At 30.2% G+C, this 20,729-nt stretch carries 23 protein-coding genes; 10 read left to right on the top strand and 13 right to left on the bottom strand.

The window, feature by feature from the left end; genetic code table 11:
• Window positions 1-66: 66 nt before the first annotated feature.
• Window positions 67-1,077, top strand: coding sequence for a class 1 fructose-bisphosphatase (gene fbp / locus AC2TEO_RS12560; RefSeq protein ID WP_442265161.1), 1,011 nt, complete (start codon window positions 67-69; stop codon window positions 1,075-1,077).
• Window positions 1,078-1,205: 128 nt separating this feature from the next.
• Window positions 1,206-1,814: a superoxide dismutase gene (locus tag AC2TEO_RS12555; RefSeq protein WP_442265160.1), complete on the top strand. Its 609-nt coding sequence runs from the start codon at window positions 1,206-1,208 to the stop codon at window positions 1,812-1,814.
• A gap of 316 nt (window positions 1,815-2,130) precedes the next feature.
• Here the strand turns inward: AC2TEO_RS12555 and AC2TEO_RS12550 are convergent, their stop codons facing one another.
• The 3 genes from AC2TEO_RS12550 to AC2TEO_RS12540 all read right to left on the bottom strand — a co-directional run bounded on the left by AC2TEO_RS12550 (window position 2,131) and on the right by AC2TEO_RS12540 (window position 4,421).
• Window positions 2,131-2,724: a TetR/AcrR family transcriptional regulator gene (locus tag AC2TEO_RS12550; protein ID WP_442265159.1), complete on the bottom strand. Its 594-nt coding sequence runs from the start codon at window positions 2,722-2,724 to the stop codon at window positions 2,131-2,133.
• 77 nt (window positions 2,725-2,801) lie between these two features.
• Entirely contained in the window at window positions 2,802-3,950 is a 1,149-nt protein-coding gene (locus AC2TEO_RS12545) for a cystathionine gamma-synthase (RefSeq protein WP_442265158.1), read from the bottom strand.
• Window positions 3,951-3,965: 15 nt separating this feature from the next.
• Window positions 3,966-4,421 carry a DinB family protein gene (locus AC2TEO_RS12540; protein WP_442265157.1) on the bottom strand — a complete coding sequence of 152 codons (456 nt, stop codon included), beginning with the start codon at window positions 4,419-4,421 and terminating at the stop codon, window positions 3,966-3,968.
• A gap of 42 nt (window positions 4,422-4,463) precedes the next feature.
• On the opposite strand from AC2TEO_RS12540, the gene AC2TEO_RS12535 reads away from it, so the two are divergent.
• Window positions 4,464-4,811: an arsenate reductase family protein gene (locus AC2TEO_RS12535; protein WP_442265156.1), complete on the top strand. Its 348-nt coding sequence runs from the start codon at window positions 4,464-4,466 to the stop codon at window positions 4,809-4,811.
• A 20-nt stretch (window positions 4,812-4,831) separates the two neighbouring features.
• Here AC2TEO_RS12535 and AC2TEO_RS12530 read toward each other — a convergent pair whose 3' ends face one another.
• The 6 genes from AC2TEO_RS12530 to AC2TEO_RS12505 are packed head-to-tail and all read right to left on the bottom strand — an operon-like array spanning window position 4,832 to window position 9,104.
• Window positions 4,832-5,296, bottom strand: a complete 465-nt coding sequence (locus tag AC2TEO_RS12530) for a DUF4252 domain-containing protein (RefSeq protein ID WP_442265155.1) — start codon at window positions 5,294-5,296, stop codon at window positions 4,832-4,834.
• A gap of 50 nt (window positions 5,297-5,346) precedes the next feature.
• On the bottom strand, window positions 5,347-5,811 hold the full coding sequence (locus AC2TEO_RS12525; RefSeq protein WP_442265154.1) for a DUF4252 domain-containing protein: 465 nt from the start codon (window positions 5,809-5,811) through the stop codon (window positions 5,347-5,349).
• Window positions 5,812-5,867: 56 nt separating this feature from the next.
• Window positions 5,868-6,893, bottom strand: a complete 1,026-nt coding sequence (locus AC2TEO_RS12520) for a DUF3089 domain-containing protein (protein ID WP_442265153.1) — start codon at window positions 6,891-6,893, stop codon at window positions 5,868-5,870.
• Window position 6,894: 1 nt separating this feature from the next.
• Window positions 6,895-7,737, bottom strand: coding sequence for a tetratricopeptide repeat protein (locus AC2TEO_RS12515; RefSeq protein ID WP_442265152.1), 843 nt, complete (start codon window positions 7,735-7,737; stop codon window positions 6,895-6,897).
• A gap of 13 nt (window positions 7,738-7,750) precedes the next feature.
• Complete coding sequence (locus AC2TEO_RS12510; protein WP_442265151.1) at window positions 7,751-8,143, bottom strand: DUF6165 family protein; 393 nt, start codon at window positions 8,141-8,143, stop codon at window positions 7,751-7,753.
• A 16-nt stretch (window positions 8,144-8,159) separates the two neighbouring features.
• A complete protein-coding gene (locus AC2TEO_RS12505) occupies window positions 8,160-9,104 on the bottom strand; it encodes a DUF8457 domain-containing protein (protein WP_484730858.1) in 945 nt (314 codons plus the stop codon).
• A gap of 102 nt (window positions 9,105-9,206) precedes the next feature.
• On the opposite strand from AC2TEO_RS12505, the gene AC2TEO_RS12500 reads away from it, so the two are divergent.
• Genes AC2TEO_RS12500 through mscL form a run of 3 tightly spaced genes read left to right on the top strand, consistent with a single transcriptional unit; the run spans window position 9,207 to window position 11,378 of the window.
• Complete coding sequence (locus tag AC2TEO_RS12500) at window positions 9,207-9,815, top strand: thymidine kinase (RefSeq protein WP_442265149.1); 609 nt, start codon at window positions 9,207-9,209, stop codon at window positions 9,813-9,815.
• On the top strand, window positions 9,812-10,912 hold the full coding sequence (alr, locus tag AC2TEO_RS12495) for an alanine racemase (protein ID WP_442265148.1): 1,101 nt from the start codon (window positions 9,812-9,814) through the stop codon (window positions 10,910-10,912). Before AC2TEO_RS12500 ends, alr begins: the two co-directional genes overlap by 4 nt.
• Window positions 10,913-10,967: 55 nt before the next feature.
• Window positions 10,968-11,378, top strand: a complete 411-nt coding sequence (mscL, locus tag AC2TEO_RS12490) for a large-conductance mechanosensitive channel protein MscL (protein ID WP_442265147.1) — start codon at window positions 10,968-10,970, stop codon at window positions 11,376-11,378.
• Window positions 11,379-11,459: 81 nt separating this feature from the next.
• Here mscL and AC2TEO_RS12485 read toward each other — a convergent pair whose 3' ends face one another.
• A complete protein-coding gene (locus AC2TEO_RS12485) occupies window positions 11,460-12,050 on the bottom strand; it encodes a carboxymuconolactone decarboxylase family protein (protein ID WP_442265146.1) in 591 nt (196 codons plus the stop codon).
• A gap of 59 nt (window positions 12,051-12,109) precedes the next feature.
• Between AC2TEO_RS12485 and AC2TEO_RS12480 the strand changes: the two genes are divergently transcribed.
• From AC2TEO_RS12480 to AC2TEO_RS12470, 3 genes are read left to right on the top strand one after another with little or no spacing between them, the layout of a single operon-like run.
• Entirely contained in the window at window positions 12,110-12,532 is a 423-nt protein-coding gene (locus tag AC2TEO_RS12480) for an OsmC family protein (RefSeq protein WP_442265145.1), read from the top strand.
• Window positions 12,533-12,550: 18 nt separating this feature from the next.
• Window positions 12,551-14,236 (top strand): single-stranded-DNA-specific exonuclease RecJ, encoded by a 1,686-nt coding sequence (recJ, locus tag AC2TEO_RS12475; protein ID WP_442265144.1) that lies wholly within the window; start codon window positions 12,551-12,553, stop codon window positions 14,234-14,236.
• Window positions 14,237-14,288: 52 nt separating this feature from the next.
• Window positions 14,289-14,633: a hypothetical protein gene (locus AC2TEO_RS12470; RefSeq protein ID WP_442265143.1), complete on the top strand. Its 345-nt coding sequence runs from the start codon at window positions 14,289-14,291 to the stop codon at window positions 14,631-14,633.
• 98 nt (window positions 14,634-14,731) lie between these two features.
• On the opposite strand, the gene AC2TEO_RS12465 is transcribed toward AC2TEO_RS12470, so the two are convergent.
• The 3 genes from AC2TEO_RS12465 to AC2TEO_RS12455 all read right to left on the bottom strand — a co-directional run bounded on the left by AC2TEO_RS12465 (window position 14,732) and on the right by AC2TEO_RS12455 (window position 17,794).
• Window positions 14,732-15,157, bottom strand: coding sequence for a hypothetical protein (locus AC2TEO_RS12465; RefSeq protein ID WP_442265142.1), 426 nt, complete (start codon window positions 15,155-15,157; stop codon window positions 14,732-14,734).
• 11 nt (window positions 15,158-15,168) lie between these two features.
• Window positions 15,169-16,653 (bottom strand): hypothetical protein, encoded by a 1,485-nt coding sequence (locus tag AC2TEO_RS12460; RefSeq protein WP_442265141.1) that lies wholly within the window; start codon window positions 16,651-16,653, stop codon window positions 15,169-15,171.
• 97 nt (window positions 16,654-16,750) lie between these two features.
• Window positions 16,751-17,794 (bottom strand): endonuclease/exonuclease/phosphatase family protein, encoded by a 1,044-nt coding sequence (locus AC2TEO_RS12455; protein WP_442265140.1) that lies wholly within the window; start codon window positions 17,792-17,794, stop codon window positions 16,751-16,753.
• A 153-nt stretch (window positions 17,795-17,947) separates the two neighbouring features.
• On the opposite strand from AC2TEO_RS12455, the gene AC2TEO_RS12450 reads away from it, so the two are divergent.
• Window positions 17,948-20,713, top strand: a complete 2,766-nt coding sequence (locus tag AC2TEO_RS12450) for a carboxypeptidase-like regulatory domain-containing protein (protein WP_442265139.1) — start codon at window positions 17,948-17,950, stop codon at window positions 20,711-20,713.
• Window positions 20,714-20,729 lie beyond the last annotated feature (16 nt).

Raw genomic sequence — 20,729 nt, 5'->3', positions numbered from 1 at the left:
AACTAAAACGTTGTAGTTGTAAAAAAAGTTATCATCTTTGTAAACAGATAAAATCTGTATCGTTTTATGGCTAAAAAAAATCAAACTCTTGGTGAATTTATCATCGAAAATCAAACTTCTTTTAAATATACTTCTGGTGAATTATCTCGATTAATCAATTCTATTCGTTTAGCTGCCAAAGTTGTTAATCATGAAGTAAATAAAGCTGGTTTAGTAGATATTATTGGTGCTGCTGGTGAAACCAACATCCAAGGTGAAGATCAACAAAAACTTGATGTTTATGCCAACGATAAATTTATTCAGACATTAACTAATAGAAATATTGTTTGTGGTATTGCAAGTGAAGAGGAAGATGATTTTATAATCGTAAATAGTCAAGATGAAAACCATCAAAATAAATATGTCGTATTAATTGATCCTTTAGATGGATCTTCTAATATTGACGTAAATGTTTCTGTTGGTACTATTTTTTCAATTTACAGAAGAGTAACCCCAGTAGGAACTCCTGTTAAACTCGAGGATTTCTTACAAAAAGGAAGTGAACAAGTTGCTGCAGGATATGTAGTTTATGGCACATCCACCATGTTAGTATACACTACAGGAGATGGTGTAAATGGTTTTACTTTAAATCCAGCTATAGGTACTTTCTACTTATCTCATCCAGATATGAAATTCCCTGAAGATGGAAAAATTTACTCTGTAAATGAAGGTAATTATATTCATTTCCCTTTAGGAGTAAAAAAATACATTAAGTATTGTCAAGAAGAAGAAGGAGACAGGCCTTATACTAGCAGATACATAGGATCTTTGGTTTCTGATTTTCATAGAAACATGATCAAAGGAGGGATTTATATGTACCCAAAAAGCTCTAAAAATTCTAATGGTAAACTTCGTTTATTATATGAATGTAACCCAATGGCATTTTTAGCAGAGCAAGCAAAAGGAAAAGCTAGTGATGGTTTTAATAGAATTATGGATATTCAACCAACAGAATTACACCAAAGAATTCCTTTTTTCTGCGGAAGCAAAAATATGGTCGAAAAAGCTGAAGAGTTTATGAGAGAATATTCTGAATAAAAGTAATTTAATTCTGTTATAATATTATCTTATTATACTATAAGAATCAAATAGGGCTAACTGTTGTTAGTCCTGTTTTTTTATGGTAACTTCGTGTCAGTTAATTAGTAATCAAATAAACAAAAATTATGGCTTTTGAATTACCAGAATTAGGTTACGCTTATGATGCGTTAGAACCAAATATTGATGCAAGAACTATGGAGATTCACCACTCTAAGCATCATAATGGATATACAACTAAATTAAATGCTGCAATTGAAGGAACAGATTTAGAAGGTAAATCTATAGAAGATATTTTAACAAACTTAGACATGAATAATGCTGGAGTTCGTAATAATGGTGGTGGTTTTTATAATCACTCATTATTTTGGACTGTAATGAACCCACAAGATAGAGGATACTTATCTGGTGAATTAAAGGATGCTATTGAAGCTGAATTTGGTTCTAAAGAAGCTTTTATTGATGCTTTTTCTAAAGCTGCTGCTACTCAATTTGGTTCTGGATGGGCTTGGTTATGCGTACACAAAGGTGGTAAAGTAGAAGTATGTTCTACTCCAAACCAAGACAATCCTTTAATGCCAGGTGTTTCTTGTGGAGGAACTCCTATTTTAGGGTTAGATGTGTGGGAACATGCTTATTATTTAAACTATCAAAATAGAAGACCAGATTATATTGAAGCTTTCTTTAAAGTTATCAACTGGAATGAAGTTGAAAGAAGATATGCAGAAGCTAAATAAGACAACAATATAGTTCTTATATAAAAAAAGCACCCAGAACGGGTGCTTTTTGCTTACACTTTTTTTCGAAAATCGTAAACTTTTTAATTCTTTTTAGAAGTTTGTTTGTTTAAAAACGGTTATACAATCTTTTCAAATAGTTTAAGCCTGTCTTCGACATTAGTTCTTGAAGACAACGTTAACAAATTAAAATACACTAAAGAACTAATTTAGTTTAGTTTAGCTCAAAAGAGCTAGTTTTGTTTATGTTTTTCAATAAACATACTTGGGATTAAATTAAACTTATACCAATCGGTATATTTTATTTTAAATTTTTTTAAACTTTCAATTCATTATCTATTATTTTCTTCATTACATCTGCTAAATCAAATAGATAAGTCTCATCTTTCATTATGTGAGACATATACACTGCTCCTTCTATCATGTAGGAAAATCTTTTTGCATAAACAGCACTATCAACATTATTTTTAACCTCATTAGTCTCTTTTGCCACCTCAATTAAATTCGTGAATTTCTCTAAGATTCGCTCATTATAAGATCGTACTAATTTAGATATTGAATTTTGCTGATATTCTGAATCAACACCAATATTTAATATTGGACAGCCTCCAAATTTTTTACAATAACTATAATAGTTTTTATAAAAATTAGAAACATTAATCAATCTATTTAACGCTGTTTCCCCCTTTGCAACATGTGCATTTAAATCTTTTAAAACGGTTCGGATACAATGGCGAAAAGCTTCTATGGCTAATTCTTCTTTACTTTCAAAATGCCCGTATATAGCTCCTTTTGTTAGACCAGCTGCTTGAGTTATTTGTGATAAACTCATAGCTGAATATCCTTTCTTATTAAATATAGGAGCAACCGTTTCAATAATATGTAATCTTGTCTTCTCAGATTTCAACATATATGGCAAATATATAAAAATATACCAATTGGTATATTTTTTAACAAAAAAAATTCCTCATAATGAGGAACTTATTTTTATTTATTTAATGCTTGATCTAAATCTGAAAGCAAATCTTCTATATCTTCGATACCTACACTTAAGCGAATTAAAGAATCTGTAATCCCCATTTTTAATCGCTCTTCTTCAGGAATTGAACCATGTGTCATGGTTACCGGATGATTAACTAAACTCTCTACTCCACCTAGTGATTCAGCCAAAGTAAATACTTTTACATGTTCTAAAAATTTAAAAGTAGCAGATTTACTTTCATCTTTTAACCGGAAAGAAACCATACCACCAAAATCTTTCATTTGCTTTTTAGCTACTTCATGATTTTCATGACTTTGAAATCCTGGATAATATATTTCTCCTACTTTTTTGTGATCACGTAAAAATTCAGCTACCTTTCTTCCATTTTCACAATGTCGTTGCATACGAACATGTAATGTTTTAATTCCTCTTAAAGCTAAGAAAGAATCCATAGGACCTGCAATTGCCCCAGCAGCAAACTGAATAAAATTAAGTTCAGTAGCTAACTGTGCGTCTTTTACTATTAGAGCTCCCATAACTAAATCGGAATGGCCGCCTAAATATTTAGTCGCAGAATGCATAACAATATCGGCTCCTAAATCTAACGGTTGTTGTAAATAAGGCGTTGCAAAAGTATTATCAACAGCAATTAAAATCTCTTTTTGAACTTGCTTTACTGATTGTGAAATTTCTTCAATATCAGCAATTTTCATTAATGGATTTGTTGGTGTTTCAATCCAAATTAACTTAGTAGATTCAGTAATAGTGTTAACCACATTACTTGGATCATCCATATTTACATATTGAAATTTGAGTCCGTATTTTTCAAATAACCTTGTAAACATTCTGTAAGTTCCGCCGTATAAATCGTCTCCAGCTATCACCTCGTCGCCTGGTTTTAATAACCTTAAAACGCAATCTATAGCTGCTAAACCTGAAGCAAAAGCATAACCATGCGTTCCGTTTTCTAAAGATGCAAAAGCATTTTCTAGTGCGGTTCTTGTGGGATTTGCTGAACGTGAATACACATATCCTTTGTTTATGCCTGGACTAGATTGTGCATATGTAGAAGTTTGAAATATTGGTGTCATTACCGAACCTGTAGCTTCTTCATGTTGCTGACCACCATGTATGGTTTTTGTATTAAACTTCATCAGATAAAATTAGATTTATACTAATTTAGATAATGCCATTATTGCTCCTAAATGAATACCTTCGTGTAAATTATTAAAAGCAATTGCATTATCGATTGAACTTAACACATACCCTGTACTTGTTGGATACTCTGTATATTCTTTAAAAATTCCTTCTTTGTAATCTTCTTCTAAAGTATCTGGCAAACCAACTAACAATTCTTTAACCTCTTCAAACTCTTCTACTGATAACTCTTCCGTAGGAGCTGTTCCTTTTCTATATTTTTCAATTAAATCATCTGGAACTAAACATTGTAAACCTGATAATTTATAATGTAATAATTGTTGAGTTACTACTAAATGAGCAACATTCCATGCTATATTATTATTAAATCCTTCAGGAATTTTATGTAATTGCTCGTGAGTTAAACCTTCTATTCTTTTTAAAACAAGTTCTCTAGATTTTCTTAAGATATCAAATTGTGTGTTCATTTTTCTGCCTATTTTAGCGTTTATAAAGATACACTTAATACCATGAAGAAAGTTTATTTTTTACAAACTTGTGATACTTGTAGAAGAATTTTAAAAGAAGTAAACCTAGAAGGTTTTGAAAAACAAGAAATAAAATTGGATCCTGTTACTTTTTCGCAATTGGAAGAAATGTATAGCTTCTCTAAAAGCTATGAAGCTCTTTTTAACAAGAGAGCTAAATTGTATAGAGAAATGGATTTAAAAAATCAGAATTTAACTGAAGATGATTATAAACAATATATACTTGATGAATATACTTTTTTAAAACGTCCTGTATTTATTGTTGATAATGAAATTTTTATTGGAAACAGTAAAAAAACTGTTGAAAGTTTAAAAGAAAAGCTTCTCTAGTGAGAAGCTTTTTCTAAATTTTAAGATTTTTCCATTTCGGTAATTAAAGAGCTAAACTCATCTTTAGATAAATTTGTTTTTAAACCTAAGAAAACCAACTCATCTCCTTCATTTTCAGACATAATAATAATTTCTCTAATCTTATCTTTATGCTCTAAAAAATAAATTCCTGCTTTATCTTTTCCATCTTTTGTTCTTACTAAAGTTTTTAAATTACTATTTTTTACAAAGTTTTTAAAATCACTAGATACACTATCTACTCTTTCTGTAAAAGTTAATATTTTAAAGTTCCTTGCTTTTTTTATTAAAATTTCTTCTTCACCTAAATCATCATTATCGACAAACATTCTTGCAATGAATCCTGGGACATTTAACGATACTTCTGCATTCTCTTTGTGAGATTTATAAAAACTTTTGAATGATGTCTTTTGAGCATTAATTGCTACTGCCAAAAATACTAATACTACTGTTACAATTCTTTTCATAAAAAACTTGGTTTACTTTATATTTAAATTTTATTGAAAGCTATTGCTTATTAATCTTTCGAAATTTTAGTTACAACAGATGCTAACTCATCTTTAGTTAATGTAATTTTTAAGCCAATCATTACCATTTTTTCTTCTTCACTGTTAGCACTAATTATAATCTCTCTAATTAAATCATCTTTTTCTATAAAGAATATTCCTGCTTTATCTTTTCCATCTCTAACTCTCATTAAAGTTTTCAAACCTTTCCTTCTTGAGAATTTTTTAAAGCTTTTTTCAATTATATTGTTCTCGTTGTTGAAAACAACAATTTTACAATGTTCTGCTTTTTTCATTAGTTCTTCAAACTCTTCAGATTCTTCATCATCTGAGAAAAAACTCCCTAAAGAAACAGGAACGCTCATTGAGAATTGACTTTCATCTTTATTCGCCTTATAAAAATCTGAATAAGCTGTGTTTTGTGCATTAATTACAAATGCGATACAAATTAAAATAGCGGTTATTAATCGTTTCATAATACTTGGTTTTTGTAATGAAGACGACATCTATAATTTTTTGTTACACAAGATTTTTATTTTTGATTGACATTCAACCAAGTGTTTGTTCTCAACGTTACATTTTCTCTAATGTTTTGCCAAAATAAATTTATATCTCCTGCATGATAATTTTTTAAAAATGACATAAAGAAACGTAATGGAAACTTTGGATTTGTACTCCAAACTAATCCATCTGTAATTTGAATCACTAGTGCTTCTTTGTAAATTTTTCCGTTTGTATATAAAAAGCCTTTATGTTCTTTTAGTATGGTTGTTGTAGAATTATCCCAAGTAATTGGATTTGTAGTTACATAACCTTTATACCAATCTTTATCTTTTTTTGGATAATGATTTTTCTTATATGTATTCCAAGAAATAAAACCTCCAATCTCGTTTGGAGATTTCATTAATTTAATTGATGAAAACTCATTTTCTTTTATTCTAATTCCTGGAATATAAGCTGCAATTAATTGCTTTTGTAGTTCTTTTTTATCAAAAAAATCTTTTAATAATCGTACTGTGTGTGTTGTTCCTTGACTGTGACCAACCATAATAATCGGTCTTCCTTTATTGTATTTCTTCAAATACACCTCAAAGGCACTTTTAACATCTAAATACGCCAAATCTTGAGCCTCTTTTCCTCCTTTATTAAATAATCTGTATGAACGAATATGAGCTTGACGATAAAATGGTGCATAAACTTTACCTGAAGTTGCAAAAGCTGATGCTTGCATTAACACAGCTTTATTTAAAACTGCGTTATTTTGCTTTTTGTCCGAAATTGGAACATTCCAACGAATATCTTTTTTACTTGTAATTAAAGTAGGGTATACATAAAAAACATCAGCCTGTAATGTATCTAAACGATTAGACGCATAAGTTTTAAAATTCTCTTGATATTTAGTTGGTAGAACTGCCCAAAAACTTTCTTTAGTATAATCTGGTTTAACAGGAATATTTTCTTGTAAAAAAGCTTGCGTTTTGTAGGTTGAACGACAATTGAAACACAACAATGATATTAAAACTACATATAAAACCGATCTCGCTTTTTTTACAAACATTTTATTTTTTCTTATTTTCTTCAGAAATACTGTTCAGCACTAATTTTGCTAGCTCTTGGTTCCCGAAAGTAGATTTAGAGTTAAATATGACTTGCATTAATAATTCCTTGGCTTCTTCAAACTGTCCGTTTAAATTTAGAACTAAAGCTTTATTAATAGTAAGAACTCCTTCTGTTTCAATATCTGGATTCTCGTTTAATCCCTTTTCTATAGCCTGAAGTCTTTCTTCTCCTTCTAAAAAATTTGAATAATCTTTCCAAGCTGGAGCTAAAGAAGGAAAATTATCAACTAATAACTTTAACATTTGAGCCTTTTCTTGTGGATTATCGATCCACTCTAAAGCTATATAGTTTTTATACAAACCTTCAGTAAAAACTCCTGTTTTCTCTTTTCTTAAAACATCTACAGCTGTTTTAGATGTAAAAAAACCATTTGGAGCCACTTTATCTGTTAACTCGTAATATTTTAAAGCATTTTCGAAATCATCATTTAACAAATATGTATAAGCTAAATCATAATACGGATAAGCCCATTCAGGTGAATCTTGTATAGCTTCTTCAAGATGACTGACAGCTTCAGTATAATCACCTTTCTGCCCATATTCTCTTGCTTTTTGATGTAATTCTTTAGCTTTATCAGAAGATTTATCTATGCTATAAATGGCATAATTATATCTTCCTGTAGCTTGTGATAATTCTTCTTTTGATATTTCATTTCCTTGTTGATCTGTAAACTTAATATCATTTATTCTTTGAGAATGAGAATTATCTTGTTCTATTCTTTTAACTTCTTTAGTTCCTGAAATTCCTAAAGAAGTTAAAAGTTTTGATAAAGTCTTTTTCATAACATTTTATTTTCTACTTATAATCTTCGTACGATTTTTCTTCTACTAAATCTGAACCAGTTAACGTATTAATATCTTTTTTAACTACGGAACGATCATCATTTGTAAAGTATACTGCACGGGCTAGATTGACAAAAGTTTCACCAAAATCTTTAGCACGTTCACATTCTCTAATATCATCTTCTATTTTCCACAATTTTTTATTAATCTCTAATAAATCATTGTGTAGTTTTTTCAATTCATCTTGATCTGAAACTTCATTATAAATTTGATCTACAACTGGTGTTAACACATCATATTCATTTTGAATGTTTTTAAGTTTATTTTGATTTTTAATCTCAGTTAACTTAATTGCTAAAATGGTATACTTGTCTATTATTTCTCCGTTAGAAACTTCAATCTTCATTAATTTATCTTTTGTATTAAACGAAACGACGTTCTATTATTTCTAAAAAACGTACTTCATATTCTTCTTTTGTACTCCAATCGTAATCTGGTTTTACCATTTTACTGATAAAGTTTTTAGCTTCTCTTTCTGTTTTAAAAGTATTTAATTGTGAAATAACTCTATTAAAATCAGTTTGATTTCCATCAAATAAATGTTTCACAAAAGCAATACGATCGTTAAGTCCAATTTGTATTGTTGACTGTAAATGATCATTTACAGTTTTTTTAGGTTCTACTTTTTGAAATAAATCTGCCATTACATCAACAGGCAAAGTATCTTTTAATTCATCTTCTAAAGTAGGTATTTTGGATTCAGTAGTTACTTCTTCTTTTTTCTCTTCTTCAGGTGATTTTAAATCTTCAATGAATTTAGCTTCATCAAAAATTGTAGGATCATCATTTCCAAACAATAAACTTTCAAGTTCATCAAAAGGTTGCTCTTCTATTTCTTGAACTTTATCTTCAACTTTTTCTTCTTTTACTTGAATTAAAGTTGGTTCTTCAATAATCTCTTCAATAACTTCAGAAAGTTCTTCTTCTATAGTTTCTTCAACTATTTCTATTTCTTCTTCAACTTCTTCAACAACTTCAGCTTTTTCATCAATTGAATTAACAATTGGCCTTTCCTCAATTACCTCAACTATTTCTTCTTCATGATTTGTATTGATAACTTCTTCCTCTTGATTTACAACATTAGTATTCCTTGCTGTTTCAATTTGCGTAACTATCTCAATCAGTTCTTCTTTAGTTTCTTTTGCCTGAGGTGTTGTGTTAATATACTCTTCTACATAAGCCAATACGGCTAACTTTTCGTAAACTTCATATGCTTTTTCTTTTAATGCAAAAACATCTTCTTTGTTTTTCATCTTTAAAATGCTATGCGCTAAACTAGTTAGGTCTGAAGCCAATTTTTTGTGCATAAGTTATGAGTAGGTTTTATTTTTTGCTCTTAAATTTTAATAAATTTGTTCCCTTATCGAAATGTAAGACAAAAATAATTATTTGAGCATTAAAATTACAAAATGTTTCTTGAAAATACAGTAAATCATACAGAACAGTTTGGGTGGATAGAGGTAATTTGCGGCTCAATGTTTTCGGGGAAAACTGAGGAATTAATTCGTAGATTAAAAAGAGCAAAATTTGCCAAACAAAGAGTTGAAATTTTTAAACCTGCTATTGATGTAAGATATGATGAGGAAGAAGTAGTTTCTCATAACGATAATAGAATTCGATCTACACCAGTACCAGCTTCTGCAAATATCAGATTACTTGCTAACAATGTTGACGTCGTAGGAATTGATGAAGCTCAGTTTTTTGACAATGAAATTGTTGCCGTTTGTAACGACCTAGCTAATAGAGGAATTCGAGTTATTGTTGCTGGTTTAGACATGGACTTTAAAGGAAATCCGTTCGGACCAATGCCTGCTTTAATGGCAACAGCAGAATATGTAACTAAAGTTCATGCTGTTTGTACAAGAACCGGTAACTTAGCACATTATAGTTTTAGAAAAGCCAAAAGTGAAAACATTGTACTTTTAGGTGAAACTCAAGAATACGAACCACTTAGTAGAGCTGCTTACTACAAAGCCATACAAGAGCAAAACGCTCAACTTAAAGAAGAGGAAGAATGAACAACCATGTTACCGTATTAGAAATTAATGCAAATGCTGTTTTGCATAATCTAAGTTATTTCAAACAAAAATTACAACCTACAACTAAAATCTTGGCCGTAGTAAAAGCTTTTGGTTATGGAAGTGAAGCTGTTGAGGTAGCTAAAATTGTAAAAGATCATGTAGATTATTTTGCAGTTGCATATAGTCAAGAAGGTATCGCTTTAAGAGAAGCAGGAATTGATACACCTATTCTAGTATTACATCCGCAAATACCAAATATTGAAACTATTGTTAAATATCGTTTAGAACCTAATTTATATAATTTTAAGATTTTTGAAGCTTTCTTAAGTTATGCAGATAGTGTTCCTCTAATGAACTACCCTGTTCATATCAAATTTAACACAGGGTTAAATAGATTAGGATTTTGGCATTCAGACGTACCCAACATTATTTCCTCATTAAAAAAATCTAACCATGTTGTCGTACAATCTATTTTCTCTCATTTAGCAGCGAGTGAAGATCCTAATGAGCAAGAATTCTCCATTAACCAAATTAATAATTTTGCATACATAGTAAAACAGATTTATCAACATTTAGGATATGAGCCATTAATTCACATTTTGAACACATCAGGAGTTATTAATTATCCAAAAGCTCAATTTGACATGGTACGCATTGGAATTGGTTTATACGGCTTTGGAAACAACCCTAATGAAACTGCCAATCTAAAAAATACACACAGTTTAAAAAGTATTATTTCTCAAATCCACATGATTCAACCAGGAGAAACTGTCGGATACAACAGAGCTTTTGTTGCTAGCAAACCAACTAGAAGCGCTACAATCCCTATAGGTCATGCTGATGGGATTTCTAGAAAATTAGGAAATAAAAATGGTTTTGTAATCATAAATAATCAACCTGCTCCTATAATTGGAAATGTTTGTATGGATATGTTAATGGTAGACGTTACAAAAATTGATTGTAAAGAAGGTGATGACGTTATTCTTTTCAACCACCAACAACACATTGAGTACATGGCTCATAAATGCGAAACTATTCCTTATGAAATCTTAACAAGTCTTTCTCAACGCATAAAAAGATTGGTTAAAAGTTAAAAAAATCTTAAATTACAACCAGTAATTAATTAATAATCAAAAAAACTATTCAAAAATGGGAATGTTAAAAGAGTTTAAAGACTTTGCCATGAAAGGCAATTTAGTAGACATTGCAGTTGGTTTTGTAATGGGTGCTGCTTTCAACAAAGTTGTTTCTTCATTCACTGGAGGTATTGTCTCTCCTTTAATTGGCTTAATATTTAATGCTGACTTTAAAGACTTAAAGTATATAATTAAAGAAGGCGTAGCTGATGCTTCTGGAAAAGTATCTGGTGAAGTCGCCGTATTATATGGTGAATTTATTACTAATGTTATTGATTTTATTATTGTTGCATTTGTAATGTTTATGATTGTAAAAGGTGTTAATGCTATGAAGAAAAAAGAAGAGGAAGCTCCTGCTGCTCCAGCTGGACCTACTCAAGAAGACTTATTGACTGAAATTAGAGATTTATTAAAGAAGAACTAATCTTCTTCACCAATCACTATAAAGTTTAAGAGGCTATTGATTTCATCAATAGCCTCTTATTTTATATAATTAAAAATTTAATTATATATGTTTTCCTTTATTCCATCCATGTTTTCCTAAGTATTGCTCTCCACTCTCTACAGCACCATCTTCAATACTTGTTCCCATAGAATCATTCCATCTATTCAAATAACCAAACAAAGAAACCACTCCTAACATTTCAACAATTTCTCCTTCATCCCAATATTTGTATAATTCTGTTTTTATTTCTTCATCTACATTATTAGGCACTACAGAAGCCGCTAATGAAAAATCTAACGCAGCTCTTTCAGCATCAGAAAAAGCAGAATGTGTCTTATATTCCCAAATATTATCTAATTTTTCTTGTTCAGCTCCATAACGCTCTGCTGCTCTAATTGCATGTGCTTGGCAATACCTACAACCTGTAGCATTACTACTTACCCAAGCAATCATTCTTTTTAAAGCAGAAGTTACACGACCGTGATTTGCCATAACTGCTTTATTTAAATTAATAAAAGCTTTAGAAATTTCTGGTCTTCTTTGCATTGTAAGTACTGAATTAGGACAAAATCCTAATGTCTCATTATAAAAATCTGACAACCTTTTTGTCTCCTCATCATGATTCGGATCTAAGGGAGTTACTAATGGCATAATTTATTTTTTTATTAAGTAATTTTGTAATTTCATACAAGAAACAAAAAAAAACTCATATGACATCAAATATTGTAACTACAGAATGGAAGAAAAATTTACTTTTTAAAAGTGACAACCCTAATGGAGCGCAAGTTTTAATGGATACCTCTTTTGCTAATGGAGGAAATGCTGTTGGCGCCTCACCTAAAGCCCTAATGCTATCTTCTTTAGCCGGATGTTCTGGATTAGATGTTGTTATGATTGCTGAAAAAATGCGTGTTTCTTTCGATGATTTAAAAATAGTTATTGAAGCTAATTTAACCGAAGAACACCCTAAATATTATGACAAAGTTCATGTAAAATATTTTTTCGAGGGTAACAATTTAGATCATGATAAACTTACTAAAGTAGTGAACTTATCTATTGAGAAATATTGTGGAGTTATGGAAATGTTTCGTCAGTTTGCAAAAGTGACTACAGAAATTATTTTCAACGACTAACAGCATCACTTTTTCGCTATGAAATGGACTTTAAAGCCCAAACCTGATTTCAACATTGTAAATACTTTAGCTAATGAATTAAATATAGATTTAAAATTAGCAGAAATCTTAGTTCAAAGAGGAATCAAAACTTTTGATGAAGCTAAACATTTTTTTAGACCTTCATTAGAAGATCTTCACGATCCTTTTTTGATGAAAGATATGTATGAAGCTGTTTCTAGAGTTGAAAAAGCTATAAAAAATGGAGAGAAAATTTTAATTTATGGCGATTATGATGTTGATGGAACTACATCTGTTTCATTAATGTATTCATACTTAAAGAATATTCACCCGTATTTGGCAACATATATCCCTGATAGATACAAAGAAGGATATGGGGTTTCGTTTGCCGGAATAGATTTTGCTCACGATAATGAATTTTCTTTAATCATTGCTCTTGATTGTGGAATTAAAGCCATTGAAAAAGTTGCTTATGCTACTGAAAAAGGTATAGATTTTATTATTTGTGATCATCACAAACCTGGAGAAAAAATACCTGACGCGATTGCTGTATTAAATCCTAAACGAATAGACTGTAATTATCCTTATAAAGAACTTTGCGGATGTGGTGTTGGATTTAAATTAATTCAGGCAATAGCACAACAACAGGAACAAACTATAAACGATTTATTGCCTTATTTAGATTTAGTAGTAACTGCTATTGGAGCTGATATTGTTCCTATGACTGGCGAAAATAGAGTTTTATCTTATTACGGGTTAAAAGTAATAAACACTGCTCCTCGTATTGGTATTCAAGCACTAACTCAGCACATAAACAAAAAAGAACTTTCCATAACTGACGTTGTTTTTATTATAGCTCCTAGAATTAATGCAGCTGGCAGAATTAAACATGCCAGCTATGCTGTAGATTTATTAATCTCTGAAGATCTTGATCTGGCAAAAAATATTGCAAAAGAAATTGAAGAGTTTAATGCACATCGAAAAGAGTTAGATCAGGAAATCACAAAAGAAGCTTTGCATCAAATAGAAACAAATAATGAAAAGCATAATTTCACTTCCACTGTTTACGATGAAAGTTGGCACAAAGGCGTTATCGGAATTGTTGCTTCAAGATTGACTGAAACGTACTATCGCCCTACAGTAGTTTTCACAAAAAGCGGTGAATTTTTAGCTGCTTCTGCAAGATCTGTTAAAGGTTTCGATGTTTACAATGCTTTGGATGCTTGTTCTGAATACATTGAACAATTTGGTGGACATAAATATGCTGCTGGATTATCTATAAAACCAGAAAATTACAACGCTTTTAAATCAAAATTTGAAGAAGTTGTAAAAAATACAATTCAAAAAGAACTATTAGAACCTGAAATTGAAATTGACGCAGAATTACATCTCAGTAATATTTCTCCTAAATTCTACAGAATAATAAATCAAATGGCTCCCTTCGGTCCATTAAACAGAAGACCTATTTTTCAGTCTAACTCAGTAAGAGACAATGGTTATGGAAAACAGGTTGGACAAGATAAAACTCATCTAAAACTAACTGTTTTCCAAGGAAATCCTAAAAACTGTATTGGAGCTATCGGTTTTAGTTTAGGAAATAAAATAGAACATGTACAACAAGAGTTTGATATTGTTTACCAGCTTGATGAAAATACATGGAATGGAAATACATCCATACAACTACAATTGAAGGATTTAAAGTAGTTTATTTAGATTAAATAAAAATAATGTATATTTGTTCTATAAAACAAACACTATGGAGCAAGTAAAAACTATTTATACTAATGATATTGGAATTTCATTTCAATGGATTAACTCAAAAACAGAACTGACACAAATAGTTTTTAGAGATATTGGATTTCATTTAACCTTAACTGAAATAGAATCTTTTTTAGAATTTACAATTGATGCTAAATTTCAAAGTAGATGTAGTGAATGTAAAATGGGAGATAATTGCCGATCTCTTTTACTAAGAACTCCATCAAACAAAGTAAGTCTAGCTGTTTCAATAATTGATTTAGGTCAAATTGAAGACTTATTAAAAGGAACTTTATTCCAACTTAAGTTTAATGACTATGTAGAGAAAATTTGTAAGATTTAAGCAAAAACAGCTTAGATTGATTAATATCAACCCAAGCTGAAAACGGATATATAAAAACAATCAATCACTTAAAAGAAGTAATTGATTACTCTTAATAATTAATTACCCTTAAAATGAAAAGTCTCTATTTTTCTACTATTCTTTAATCCATGTTCGATCTTTATAGTAAAAAAGGGATAGTTTTCTTCTTTAATTTTTATAATTTCTGGATTTAAAACACCTTCAATTTTATATAATTTACTCGTTGAATAACTATCTCCATCTGGAGTTACTGAAATCATATAACTACTCAAAAATTCCTCTGATTCAGAAATATTTATTCCTTTGGAAATTTTAGAATCGGAAAATTTATAAATAGATAAATACAAACTTTGATTGAACAAGTTTTGATGTATTGGTTTTTCATTATACATTCTTGAAAATATATAATTCATCTTAATGTCTGAACTAGATAAATCTAATTTTTGTTGTGCATTACACCCTAAAACAGTTCCTAAAACTGCAATTAAAAATAGTTTTTTCATTATTATATTTGTTATTTTCTCACTGATATATGTATATGATCTTTATGTCCACCTACTGAATAATTAAAATTCCATCTGCTAGTATTTAAGTCATATTTATGTTTAAAGTGTGGTCCAAAATTTTCTCTAATATATTCGAAACCATCAAAAGCTTTTTGCAATTCTATTATTTGATTTGTCACACCAGTTATTGCCATTTTCTTACCATTAATTCTACTTATATCTATCGCCAATCCCAAAGGATGATTACTAGTTGCACTATGTTTTCCATTTGTTGTAGCTGAAACATAAATACTGGTTATTTTATCAGATGAGCTTAAATTATTATTAGCTTTTTCTAAAGCAAATTTAATCGCATTAATTAAAACTGGGGAAACTTGTTGATTTGCGTTTTTATTATCAGATTTAGTAACACCAAAATTAACACTAACCGAAGTTCCATTAGATAAAATTATTGTACTAGGAATAGATTCTTTTGGCCCTGTATAAAAATAACTATCATCAGATACTTTAGTTTTAATATACCAATCATCAAAATTCACATCTCCATTATCAATAAGAACATCTATAGCTTCTTTTATAAAATCTTCTGCTCTTTTAGAAAAATTATCTCTTTCGTAAAAAACTCCTATTTCTTTTCTAATAGATGAATTCTCTATTTCATACAAGAATTTATGCTGCTCTGGAGTTAATCTATCAACTAGTTCAAAAAACTCAGTTTTTAAATCTGAAGGTAAAAGGGATGTTATTATAGTACCTCCACTATCAGAAGAGCCTCCTGAACCTCCTGAAGTACCGCTATCAATTACTCCTCCTCCACCATCGGTTTCATCAGTAAAACTTGGTGGACCAAATGTTGTTGAACATTCAATAGATTGAGCTGTGTAAATATTATCTGGTCTTGTACATGCTTCAGTTACTTGATGATCTGAAGTATAATCTCCTCTATTATCATTACACATTAAAACACCAACTCTATAACAAACTGTAGTACTTCTAGACAACAAACCCTTTACGCTTTTCTCTTCTACAGGTACAATTTCTAATGTTCCTTGAAATGGATATGGATTTCCATTTTGATCTACTTGTAATACAGTTGCCATTTTATACTTTAAAAAAGCGGCAGTTATTTTATTTTCTTGTAAATTTTTAGTGATTACTAAATTTTCATATTCATTTCTTTGTAAATGATTTCTATCTACTGAGAAAGTATATGATTCAATCTTATCTGTTTTAATTCTTCTAATTAAAGTAGAATTAACACCTATTCGTTCACCACCTCTATTTAAAACTTCTCCTTTATTAATAACTTCATTATAAAATTCCTTTAACTCTTGTTTCCGTATAAAACTATTAAAGTTAATATCTTCGATTTCATAATTTAAATTTTGTTTTTGTTCTAATTCAATTTCTTCTTCATTGCAATTTGCAAAAAACAAAACTGCTCCTAAACAACATAGAAACAGTTTGATGTAACTTAATTTTTCTTTTAGCATTTTTTTAATTTTTTACTTTTTCAATACAAAAGTAACTATGCTAAAAGAAACATGAGTACGGGCCACCCACACTTTTGGTGTGGAAAAACCACACTTTTTATTTCTCTTTTATCAAATATAGGTAAACTGGGTAGTGATCACTATAACCTCCGGAGTACTGTCCGTTAGAAAAACTTCTAAAAGGATACCCTTTATATCTACCTTGTTTCTGCATTAAGAAACGTTTATTAAAAATACCAGATTTAAACATTTTATAAGTAGAAAAATCTTTTCTACCTTTTTTATTTAGTAAAGGAGCTGTAAATAAAATTTGATCAAATAAACTTAGATTATCTCTGTATGCCGTTGTATTTAATCCTTTTTCAAACATTTTTTCATAAGGATTATACACATCATCTTTAGCAACATCATCTTTATCCGATTTGGTTCTAATTACTTCTTTAAAAGATTTATTCATTGGATCATCATTAAAATCTCCCATAATGATAATCTTTGCATCTTTATCATTTTCTCTAATTCTCTCAATAATTTGAGTCACTTTATATGCAGCTTTCTCTCTTAATGGACTACTCTTAGCTTCGCCTCCTCTTCTTGATGGCCAGTGATTTACTAAAACATGTACTAATTCATCATCTAAATATCCAGAAACCCAAAGAATATCTCTAGTATATATTTTTTTATTCTCTGAATAAATATTTGGATTCACAGCTTCAAAATGAACTGGTTTAAAGTAACGTTGTTGATACAACAAAGCTACATCAATACCTCTTTTATCTGGTGAATCGAAATGTATAATTCCATAACGCTTCTTTTTTAAATGCTTACTTTTTACCAAATCTTCTAAAACTTGTTTGTTTTCAATCTCAGCTACTCCTAAAATAGCTGGACTGGTTTTAGCTTTCTCTGCGCCTAATCCATTAATAACTTTTCCAAGTTTATCAATCTTGTCCCAATATACTTTAGATCTTCCTGTTTTTAACTCCATCATTGGACTAAACTCATCATCCTTAGCAACATCATTAATTGTATCAAACAAATTTTCTACGTTATAAAAAGCTACTGTTCTAATTTTGTATTCCTTTTGAGCACTCACAGAAAAGAGACTCATTATAGAAACTAATAGTACTATTAATTTTCTCATGAAATTATTTTTTAACTGCACAAAAGTAAAAACAAATTTCAAGCCAATTCCCAGATTGTGCATAATATTCTCATTTGTTAATGTTAAGTTAACATTAACACCCTTGAAAAAAACTAAGTTTGCGGGCATTTTTTTTAAAAAACATAAACTTTTATGAAACAAATTATCTTAACAGTATTGCTTTGCTTTACAATAGCTTACGGAGCATTAGCACAAAATACTGTAAAAGGAGTTGTTAAAGACAGCGACTCAGAAAAGGTATTACAAGGCGTTTCAGTCAGTATCGAAGGGAGAAATGACAGTCAGGTTACTAACATTGACGGTGTTTTCTCTTTACAGAATTTACCTGACGGAAAATTCATTGTTACCTTAAAAAAAGGAGGTTACGAAACTCAAAACTACCCTATTACATTATCTGGAAAAGTTGTAAATTTAGGTGAAATCTTTATGTATAAAGACGAGTTTTCAGAAAACCAAGACCTTAGTACCATTATTATTGCTGATGATGAATTAAACGACGATAGTAGTGCTGCAGACAACATTTCTAGTTTACTTCAATCATCTAGAGATGTATACTTACGTGCTGCTGCTTTCGAATTTAGTTCTTCTTTCTTTAGAATTCGTGGTTTAGATTCTGACAACGCTAAACTATTAATCAATGGGATAGAAATGAACAAATTAGAAACAGGTCGTCCTGAATGGGCAAACTGGGGTGGATTAAATGATGTTTTAAGAAACCAAGAATTCACAAACGGCTTAACGCCTTCCAATTACACTTTCGGTGGTGTTTTAGGTTCTACTCATATCAGCACAAGAGCTTCTCAATATCGTAAAGGCGCAAGAATTTCTTATGCTTCTTCAAATAGAAGTTACAGACATAGAGTTATGGGAACATACTCATCTGGATTATTAAAAGATGGATGGGCATTTACAGTTTCTGGAAGTAGACGAGCTGGTAATGAAGGTTTCGTAGACGGAACTTCTTATGATGCCACTTCTTTATTTGCTTCTGTTGAAAAAATATTTAACGATAATCATAGTTTAAACTTAACATCTATTTTCGCTTCTAATAAAAGAGGTGTAGGTTCGCCTAACACTAAAGAAGTAGTAGATTTAAAAGGTATTCGTTACAACTCTAACTGGGGTTATCAAGATGGAAAAATCAGAAACTCTAGAATTAAAGATGTTGAAGAGCCATTCACAATGTTAAGTCATTACTGGAAAATTAACGACAAAGTAAATTTAAACACAAACGTTTCTTATCAGTTTGGAAAAATTGGTAGAAGTAGAATTGATTTTAACGGAGGACAAAACCCTAACCCAATCCAATTCAGAAACTTACCAAGTTACTGGTTATCTATTGGTGATTTAGCCGGTGCTTATGAAGCTGAGCAACGTTTCTTAAATGACGGACAATTAAACTGGAATGCTATTTACGATGCTAACATTAACAATTCTCAACAAGGAATTGATGCTGCATACGTTTTTTATGAAGATAGAGTAGACAATAATACTTTAAACGTTAATTCTATTCTTTCAGCAGATCTTACAGACAACATTACTTTAAACGGTAGAGTACAATACACAAAATCTGAATCAGAAAACTTTGCTAACGTTTTAGATCTTTTAGGAAATTCTGTTGGATATGTAGACGTTAATGGTTTTAGTAGCATAGGAACAAACCAAAGACAAAACGACTTATTAAATCCTGATCGTGTTGTAAACGTTGGTGATCGTTTTAAATACAACTACAACATCAATTCAGAAATAATGAATGGTTTCTTACAGGCTCAATTTAAATACAACAAGTTTGATTTTTATGTAGCTGGAGACATCACTAAAACTTCTTATCAAAGAGAAGGTTTTTACCAAAGCGGATCATTAGCTACTACTGACCCTAGAAACTCTTTAGGAAAATCACCAGAAGTAGATTTTACTACTTTTGGAGCTAAAGGAGGAATTACATATAAATTATCTGGTAGACATATTTTAGACTTTAATGCGGGGTATCTAGAAAAAGCTCCAACTATTAGAGATGCTTTTACTCAAGCCAGAGAAAGTAACATTATTACAGATTTCTTAACTAGTGAAAAAGCATTATCTTTTGATGCTAGCTATATTGTTAGATCTCCTAGATTTACTTCTAGAATTACAGGATACTATACTACAATTGAAGATAGCGTAGAATCTAACTTCTTCTTCTTACAAGGAGGACAAAGTGAAGGATTCTCTCAAGAAATTGTTACTGGTGTAGATAAGCGTCATTTAGGAGTTGAATTAGGTTTTGAATACAAATTAACTTCTACTTTAAACTTAAAAGGAGCTGCTAACATTGGAGAATATGTTTATAGTAATAACCCTAGCAATGTTCAATTAGCAGTTAGAGACATCAATACTCAAGAATTAAATATTAATAATTTAGGAGAAGCACAACTGAAAAATTACAGATTAAACTCTGGCCCACAAAAAGCATACTCTTTAGGTATCGAGTATCGTGACCCAGATTACTGGTGGGTAAGTATGACAGGTAATTATTTTGACGATACTTACATTGGCGTTAGTCCAATATTAAGAACTGATAGATTCTTTACTGATGTCGATGGTGTGCCAATTAACAACTATAACCCTGTAGAAGCTAAAAGATTACTACAGCAAGAAGAATTTGGAGGTTACTTTGTTGCCAACGTAATTGGTGGAAAGTCTTGGAAAATAAGTAGAGACAATAAATTTATTGGATTTACTTTAGGAATTAGCAACATCTTCGACCAACAATTTAGAACTGGAGGATTCGAACAATCTAGAAGAGGAGATTTCACCTCTTTAAGTGAAGATTTTAGTAACCCTAAGAGATTATTTGGTCCAAGATATTGGTATGGTAGAGGTGCAAACTACTTCTTTAACGTTTATTATAGATTCTAAAAAATAAAAAAATACA

The sequence above is a fragment of the Tenacibaculum aquaeponti genome (assembly GCF_057221555.1).
This window is presented reverse-complemented; position numbering and strand designations above follow the sequence as displayed.